Here is a 7,840-nt window from a genome sequence, read left to right on the forward strand (position 1 = left end):
GCGGGTTGGCGCGGAAGCAGACGATGTTCAGCGGCATAGCCTGACCGCCCGGAGCCGGGCACGGCGGGCCACACCCCACCACGACCCCACAGCAAGCCACAAAGCCACCGCGAACCGCACCCAACCACCGCAGGCCACCCGACAAACCCAGCACAGCCAGCACCGACAAACCGCGGACCTGGCGTTACCCTGACAGCATGCACGGCCTCTCCCCCACCGCGACCCGCGTGGCCCCCCTGGCCCGCCCGGGCCGGCCCGCCGTGGTGACCCGGACACTCACCGAGCTCGCCGGCCCCACCCGCGGCGTCGTGGAGCTGCCGGTGCGGCTGATGTGGAACGCCGACCGCACGTTCGACCTGGGCGACCCGGACGAGTTGCTCTGGATGTACGAGAACGTCCTGCGGGAGACCACCCGCGCGGAGGACCTCCGCGTGCTCATCAACGGGCGCACCCTACGTCGGGTGTGGCGGCTGCTCAACCTCCCCAGGGGCGTACGCCAGGCGTGGGAGATCCGCCACCGGGGTCTGCGTACGGCGTGAACGCCGCGCACCCGCACGACTTCTACCGGGAGGTGGCCCGCGTAGCCCTGTCCGCCGCCGGGCCGTACCGGTTCGTGCTCGGTGGCGGCGTGGCCTGGGCGGCTCACGGGCTGGTGACCCGCCCGACCGAGGACGTGGACCTCTTCGCCGACGTCGAGGGGGCGGCCGCCGCAGCGGCGGACGGGGTGCGGGCGGCGCTGGAGCGGGCCGGGTTCGAGGTGAGCGACGCCGACCCGGACAGCGAGCTGGCCGACCTGTTCGACGGGTTCGACCGAGACCTGAAGGACTTCGTGGTGAGCCGGGACGGGCGGCGGATCCGACTCAGCCTGGCCCGCCTCGACCGGCACCGCAGCCCGGTGGTGATGGACCTCGGCCCCGTGATGGACGTGCGGGACCTGATGGCGAACAAGACCGCCGCACTGGTGAACCGGCGGGAGGTCCGGGACTACATCGACGTGGCGGCGGCCCTGGAGCAGCACGACGTGGCGGAACTGCTGGAGCTGGCCCGCCAGCTCGACCCGGCCCTGGATCCGTCGGACGTCCGCGCCGCCGGCCGCTACCTGGACCGGCTGCCGGACCGACGCTTCGCCCGCTACGGCCTGGACGCCGCCGCCGTCGCCCGCGTCCGCGCCCGCCTCGCCGTCTGGCCCCGCTGACCCGGGGGCGCGGGGCGCGGGGATTACTTGGTGGGGCGTCCGCCCGTCACGCCGAGGACCTCGCCGGTGACGTAGCTGGACTCCTGGGAGGCGAAGAAGACGTACGCCGGCGCCAGCTCGGCCGGCTGGCCGGGGCGCCCCTCCGGGGTGTCCTGGCCGAACCGCTCGACCTTCTTCTGCGGCATGGTCGCCGGGATCAGCGGCGTCCAGATCGGGCCGGGCGCCACCGCGTTCACCCGGATCCCCCGCTCCGCCAGGTCGGCGGCGAGCGCCTTGGTGAAGTTGGCGATCCCCGCCTTGGTGGTGGCGTAGTCCAACAGCTGCGGCGACGGGTCGAACGCCTGGATCGACGAGGTGTTGATGATGGTCGAGCCCTCGGACATGTGCGGCACCGCCGCCCTGCAGAGCCAGAACATGGCGTACAGGTTGGTCCTGAGCACCCGGTCGAACTGCTCGTCGCTGATCCCGAGGATGCCCTTCTCCTGCGCCATCTGGTAGGCGGCGTTGTTGACCAGGATGTCGATCCCACCGAGGTCCCGCACGGCCCGCTCGACCAGCTCCTCGCAGTGCCGCTGGTCGGTGATGTCGCCGCGCACGGCGACGCCCTCGCGGCCGGCCTCCTCGACCAGCCGGACGGTCTCCCGGGCGTCGGCGTCCTCCTCCTCGCCCAGGTAGGAGATGAGCACGTCGGCGCCCTCCCGGGCGTACGCGATGGCGATCGCGCGGCCGATGCCGGAGTCGCCACCGGTGATCACGGCCCGCCTGCCGTCGAGCTTGCCGCTGCCGTGGTACGACTCCTCGCCGTGGTCCGGCCTCGGGGTCATCCTGCCGGTCGCGCCGGGCGGCGTCTGCTGCTGCCCCGGTTGCCCCTCCTGTTGGCCGTACTGGCTGGTGGGGTCCTGCTGGGTGTGCTGGTCCTCGCTCACCGACGTCTCCTCGCGCACCTGTCGGGTTCCTGGTATCCGACCGCCCTACCCTGAGCCGGCGGGCGGAAACGGGTGCGGCGGTGTTACACCGAGCGGCCCCGGACGCTGGTGGTGTGGGACACCTCGGGCTGCTGTGGCAGGAGTGACGGCCGCTCGTTAGGGTGCGCTCGGCGCCCACCAGGCGCCCCGACCCCCATGGAAGGGCACGTCATGACCTCTCCCTCCGGCCCGTCGCGTCGGACGGTGCTCGCCGCCGCGGCCGCGGCGGCGAGCGTCCCGCTGATCGCCGCCACCCCCGCCCACGCGGCCGGCGCGGCCCGGTCGCGGACCTGGGACCTCACGATCCTCGGCACCTCGGACACCCACGGCAACGTCTACAACTGGGACTACTACAAGGACGCCGAGTACGACGACAGCAAGCACAACGACGTCGGCGTCGCCAAGCTGGCCACCCTCGTCAACCAGATCCGCGCCGAGCGGCGGGGCAAGGCGACGCTGGTGCTCGACGCCGGCGACACCATCCAGGGCACGCCGCTGGCCACCTTCTACGCCAAGCAGGAACCGATCACCACCACCGGGGCGACGCACCCGATGGCCAACGCCATGAACGTGCTCGGGTACGACGCCGTGACGCTGGGCAACCACGAGTTCAACTACGGCCTGCCGCTGCTGGCCAAGTGGATCTCGCAGCTCGGCTTCCCGGCGCTGGCGGCCAACGCCGTCAACGTCGCCACCGGCAAGCCTGCCTTCCTGCCGTTCGTCATCAAGAAGGTCTCCGTCGGCTTCGCCGCGCCGCCGCTGCGGGTCGGCATCCTCGGCCTGACCAACCCGGGCAGCGCGATCTGGGACAAGGCCAACGTCGAGGGCCGCCTGCGGTTCGACGACATGGTCGCCACGGCCGCGAAGTACGTCCCGATCATGCGGGAGCGCGGCGCCGACATCGTGCTGATCTCCGCGCACGGCGGCGACAGCGGCACCTCCAGCTACGGCCCGGAGCTGCCGAACGAGAACCCGACGGCGCTCATCGCCGAGCAGGTCCCCGGCATCGACGCGATCCTCTTCGGCCACGCCCACGCCGAGGTCGCCGAGAAGTTCGTGACCAACGCGCGGAGCGGCGAGCAGGTGCTGCTCACCGAGCCGTCGAAGTGGGGCCAGCGGCTGAGCCGGATGGACTTCACGCTGGCCCGTGAGAGGGGCCGGTGGAAGATCACCAAGAAGACCGCCGCCCTGCTGAACACCAACACCGTGGTGGAGGACCCGAAGGTCCTCGCCGCCGTGCGGGCCCAGCACCAGAAGACCGTCGCGTACGTCAACCAGGTCGTGGCGCGCTCCACCGTGGAACTGTCGGCGGCGGAGAGCCGGTACAAGGACACCCCGATCCTGGACTTCATCAACCACGTCCAGACCGAGGTGGTCGGCCAGGCGCTCGCCGGCACGTCGTACGCGGCGCTGCCGGTGCTGTCGATCGCGGCGCCGTTCAGCCGCACGGCGGTCTTCCCCGCCGGCGACGTGAAGATCCGCGACGTGGCCGGGTTGTACGTCTTCGACAACACCCTCGAGGCCGTCGTGCTCAGCGGCGCCGAGGTGCGGGCCTACCTGGAGTACTCGGCGAAGTACTTCCGGACCCTCGCCCCGGGCGCCCCGGTCGACCCGGAGACGATCAGCGACCCGGCGGTGCCGGACTACAACTACGACGTCTTCTCCGGCCTGGAGTACGACATCGACATCTCCCGGCCGGTGGGCCAGCGCATCACCCGCCTGGTGCTGCCCGGCACCGACACCCCGGTGGCGGACAACGCGCAGTTCGTGGTGGCGGTGAACAACTACCGCCGCAGCGGCGGCGGCAACTTCCCCGGCATCGTGAAGACCCAGGTCTACAACGAGCAGCAGGAGATCCGTCAGCTGCTGATCGACTGGGCGCAGGCCAAGGGAGCGATCGACCCGGCCGACTTCTACCAGCCGAACTGGAAGCTGGTGCGCGAGGGCGTGCCGGTCTTCTGACCGACGATCACCGGACGGGCCGTGGGCGGAATCGCCCGCGGCCCGTCCGCGTACCGGGCCGCATCCCGGGCAGGTCGCGCGCGAACGAGGCGACGCCGCCGCGCGCGACGCGCCGTCAGGCGCCGTGCCGCAGGTCCCACCGGTCCGAAGCCTCCGAATCCGGTCGGTCCCGGCGCGGCTCGGTCTCGGTCAGCGCGACCCGCTCTTCGGGCGGGACCGCCGGCGGCATCTCGCCGAAGCGCACGTGCCGCAGGAAGGCGTACTCGTCGTCGGTGAACGGCGACTCGGAGCGGTCCTCTGCCATCTGCTCTCCCCCTCGACGCCGTCATTCTCCGCCCATGGCGCCCGGCGTCACCACCCCTAGAGCATCCTAGGATCCTGGTCGGAAGGACAGGGTCGGTGACATCCGTCCGCCCGGTCAGGACGGCAGCTTCGCCAGCGGCGCGCGAGGGGCCGGCAGCCGGTCCAGCAGCGCCAGCGCCGCCCGCACCGGGGCCCGGCCCAACGTCTCGTCGAAGCTCGCCCGCCCCTGGCAGAACCGCACGAACATCCGCCAGCCCGGCGGGGTCGCCAGCAGCGCGTGGAAGACCTCCGGCCGCCGCGCGAACACGTCCAACAGCCGGTGCCCCGCGCGCATCGAGGGCACCAGATCCCGCGCCACCGCCCGCTCGTAGCCCGCCAGGTCGCCTGCGGCGACCGCGGCGCCGGCCAGCTCGCCGGAGCGCAGCGCGTAGCTGATGCCCTCCCGGCTCCACGGTTCCAGCAGCCCCGCCGCGTCGCCCGCCACCAGCACCCGGCCCCGACGCAGCGGGGAGTCCTCGGCACGGCAGCGGGTCAGGTGCCCCGAGTCGTGCGCCGGCTCCACCCCCGACAGACCCAGCCGGTCGACGAACGCGCGCAGGTAGGCCCGGGTCCGCTCCCCCTCGCCCCGTGCGGCGATCACACCGACCGTGAGCCGGTCGCCCTTCGGGAAGACCCAGGCGTACGAGCCGGGCAGCGGGCCCCAGTCCAGCAGCACGCGGCCCCGCCAGCGGTCCTGCTCCCGCGGCGGCACCGGCAGCTCCAGCTCCAGTCCCAGGTCGACCTGCCGGTGACGGACCCCCACGTGCCGGGCCGTCACGCCCGAGGAGCCGTCCGCGCCGACCACGGCCCGCGCCCGCACCGTCTCCCCGTCGGCCAGCCGCAGGCGTACGACCTCGGGGTCCTGCTCGACGGCGCGGACCGCGGCACGCTCGCGGACCTCGGCGCCGGCCGCGACCGCGGCGACCCGCAGCCGGTCGTCGAACTCCTCACGCCGCACCATCGTCACCAGCGGGCCGTCGGGGTGCCGTCGGGTGAACCGGCGTCGCCCGTCCCGGGTGAACGTGACCCGGTCCACCCGGTCGTGCGCCGGGACGTCGATCCGGTCGGCGACCACCGTGAGCGAGGTGCCGATCAGGCCGCCCCCGCAGGTCTTGTAGCGGGGGTGGGAGGCCCGTTCCAGCACGAGTGTGCGCAGGCCCGCGCGGGTGGCGGCATGGGCGGCGGAGAGGCCGGCGGGGCCGGCGCCGACGACGGCGAGATCCCAGATGATCACCGGTGCAGCGTATGCCAGGAGGCCGGTTGCGGGGGCGTCGGCGCGACCGGATCACCGCCCGATCGGGTGGGCATCTTCGGCCGGCCACGGGGTAACCGCGCGGCGCAACCGCCCGTGGGGCGGGCAAGGCGAAGGAGGACATCATGCGGCAGGTCCAACTGTCGGACGTCGAGGAACGGGTGTACGACGCCGTCGCGGCCCTGGAGGCGCGCGGGCAGGTGCCGTACCCGGACCTGATCGCCCAGGAGGCCGGGCTGACCGAGGAGCAGTTGCACGCGCCACTGCACCTGCTCACCGAGAAGAACCTGCTGCACCGCGAGGACTCGCCGATGGCCGGTTTGGACTTCGGCCCCCGGTTCTGCGCCCAACAGTTGGCGTGACCTGGCGGGCGGCCCGCCACGATTCGCCTCCCGGGGACCGGGGTAGCGGACAGCGATGCCCGACCACCGGTCCACGGGAGGCACGATGAGCGCGGCGCGTACGCCGCGACCGGCCGACGCCACCGCCTCCCCGGACGACCGGCGGCGCTGGCAGGCCCTCGGCGTCGGGCTGGTCGCCGCATTCATGACGCTGCTCGACGTGAGCATCGTCAACGTCGCCGTCCCCTCGATGGACCGCGCCCTCGGGGCCTCCCCCAGCGACCTGCAGTGGGTGCTCTCCGGGTACGCCCTGACGTTCGGGCTGGTACTCGTTCCCGCCGGGCGCTTCGGCGACGCGCGCGGCCGGCGCACCGCTTTCGTCTTCGGGATCGCCCTGTTCACGCTCGCCAGCGCCCTCGCCGGGCTGGCCGCCTCCCCCGCGTGGCTGGTCGGGGCCCGACTGCTCCAGGGCGCCGCCGCCGGGCTGGTCAACCCGCAGGTCACCGGCCTGATCCAGGAGCTGTTCCAGGGGCCCGAGCGGGGCCGCCCGTTCGGCCTGCTCGGCGCCACCATCGGCATCTCCACCGCCGTCGGCCCGCTGCTCGGCGGCCTGCTGATCGCCATCGGCGGCGAGGAGCACGGCTGGCGCTGGGTGTTCTTCGTCAACGTGCCCGTCGGGATCGTGGCGGTGGTCCTCGGGTGGCGGCTGCTCCCCGGCCGCCGGGCGGGCCCCCCGGACCACCGGCGGCTGGACCCCGTCGGAGTGCTGCTGCTCGGGCTCGGCGTGCTGCTGGTGCTGCTGCCGCTGGTGCAGCAGCAGCAGTGGCAGGGCCGCGCGAAGTGGCTGCTGGTGCCGGCCGGGCTGCTCGCCCTGGCCGCTTTCGGGGCCTGGGAACGGTGGTACGCCCGGCGCCGGGATCCGCTGTTCGACCTGCGCCTGTTCCGCTTCCGGTCGTACGCCCTCGGATCACTGATCGCGCTGGTCTACTTCGGCGGGTTCACCGCAATCTTCTTCGTCTTCACGCTCTACCTCCAGAACGGCCTCGGCTACAGCGCGCTGGTCGCCGGCGTGGCCATCACCCCGTTCGCGCTGGGCTCGGCCGCGGCGTCCGCCCTCGGCGGCCGGATCGTCAACCGCTTCGGCCGGCCGCTGGTCGCGGTCGGGTTGCTCACCGTGGTCGTCGGGCTCGTCGCGGTGGTCGGCGTGCTCGCCCTGGCGCCCGCCGGTGCTGTGGTGCCGTGGCTGACCGCGGCGCCGCTGCTGGTCGCCGGGCTGGGCAGCGGCCTGGTGATCGCCCCGAACCAGACCCTCACCCTGTCCCAGGTGCCGGTGCCCCAGGCGGGCAGCGGCGCGGGCATGCTGCAGACCGGCCAACGCATCGGCTCCGCCGCCGGCATCGCCGCCGTCGGCTCCGTCTTCTTCTCGTCGCTGGCCGGCAGCGACGGCGACTACGCCGTCGCTTTCCGGCATTCCCTCCTGCTGGCCGCCGCGGTCATCGCGCTGGCGCTGGTCGCCGCCCTGGTGGACGTCGTACTCGGCCACCGCCGCTGACCGCCGCACCCGCACGCGACCGCCCAGCCGCGACCCGACCCGGTGCGTGTCCGCCCCGCTTGTGACGCGAGGACGCCGCTGGCCGGCACCCCGGGCGGGGTACCGGCCAGCGGCATCATGCGCCTGTGTGTCAGTGGTTCCAGTGCTTGGCGACGAGGTCGGCGGCCTGCTGTTCCCACTGGGCGTAGTGGTCGGGGTACGCCGACACCTGCACGGTCTGTGCGGCCTCGG

General features: G+C 73.4%; 8 protein-coding genes. 5 read left to right on the forward strand and 3 right to left on the reverse strand.

Features of this window, described 5'->3' with window-relative positions; genetic code table 11:
* The first annotated feature begins 197 nt into the window (after nucleotides 1-197).
* Together ABT006_RS34655 and ABT006_RS34660 are read left to right on the forward strand one after the other, a co-directional pair.
* Nucleotides 198-539, forward strand: coding sequence for a hypothetical protein (locus ABT006_RS34655; RefSeq protein ID WP_350712699.1), 342 nt, complete (start codon nucleotides 198-200; stop codon nucleotides 537-539).
* Nucleotides 536-1,195: a nucleotidyl transferase AbiEii/AbiGii toxin family protein gene (locus tag ABT006_RS34660; RefSeq protein WP_350712700.1), complete on the forward strand. Its 660-nt coding sequence runs from the start codon at nucleotides 536-538 to the stop codon at nucleotides 1,193-1,195. The genes ABT006_RS34655 and ABT006_RS34660 overlap by 4 nt, the downstream gene beginning before the upstream one ends.
* A gap of 23 nt (nucleotides 1,196-1,218) precedes the next feature.
* Here ABT006_RS34660 and ABT006_RS34665 read toward each other — a convergent pair whose 3' ends face one another.
* Nucleotides 1,219-2,121 (reverse strand): SDR family oxidoreductase, encoded by a 903-nt coding sequence (locus tag ABT006_RS34665; RefSeq protein WP_350712701.1) that lies wholly within the window; start codon nucleotides 2,119-2,121, stop codon nucleotides 1,219-1,221.
* Between the two features lie 210 nt (nucleotides 2,122-2,331).
* On the opposite strand from ABT006_RS34665, the gene ABT006_RS34670 reads away from it, so the two are divergent.
* Nucleotides 2,332-4,122: a bifunctional metallophosphatase/5'-nucleotidase gene (locus tag ABT006_RS34670; protein ID WP_350712702.1), complete on the forward strand. Its 1,791-nt coding sequence runs from the start codon at nucleotides 2,332-2,334 to the stop codon at nucleotides 4,120-4,122.
* A gap of 115 nt (nucleotides 4,123-4,237) precedes the next feature.
* On the opposite strand, the gene ABT006_RS34675 is transcribed toward ABT006_RS34670, so the two are convergent.
* Nucleotides 4,238-4,426 carry a hypothetical protein gene (locus tag ABT006_RS34675; RefSeq protein WP_350712703.1) on the reverse strand — a complete coding sequence of 63 codons (189 nt, stop codon included), beginning with the start codon at nucleotides 4,424-4,426 and terminating at the stop codon, nucleotides 4,238-4,240.
* Nucleotides 4,427-4,540: 114 nt separating this feature from the next.
* The gene (locus ABT006_RS34680) at nucleotides 4,541-5,698 is read right to left on the reverse strand and encodes a geranylgeranyl reductase family protein (RefSeq protein ID WP_350712704.1); all 1,158 of its coding nucleotides are present in this window, start codon (nucleotides 5,696-5,698) and stop codon (nucleotides 4,541-4,543) included.
* A gap of 143 nt (nucleotides 5,699-5,841) precedes the next feature.
* Between ABT006_RS34680 and ABT006_RS34685 the strand changes: the two genes are divergently transcribed.
* Together ABT006_RS34685 and ABT006_RS34690 are read left to right on the forward strand one after the other, a co-directional pair.
* The gene (locus tag ABT006_RS34685) at nucleotides 5,842-6,078 is read left to right on the forward strand and encodes a hypothetical protein (protein WP_350712705.1); all 237 of its coding nucleotides are present in this window, start codon (nucleotides 5,842-5,844) and stop codon (nucleotides 6,076-6,078) included.
* A gap of 85 nt (nucleotides 6,079-6,163) precedes the next feature.
* Entirely contained in the window at nucleotides 6,164-7,609 is a 1,446-nt protein-coding gene (locus ABT006_RS34690; protein ID WP_350712706.1) for an MFS transporter, read from the forward strand.
* Nucleotides 7,610-7,840 lie beyond the last annotated feature (231 nt).

The sequence above is a fragment of the Micromonospora sp. NPDC002717 genome, from assembly GCF_040295705.1.
GTDB lineage: Bacteria > Actinomycetota > Actinomycetes > Mycobacteriales > Micromonosporaceae > Micromonospora.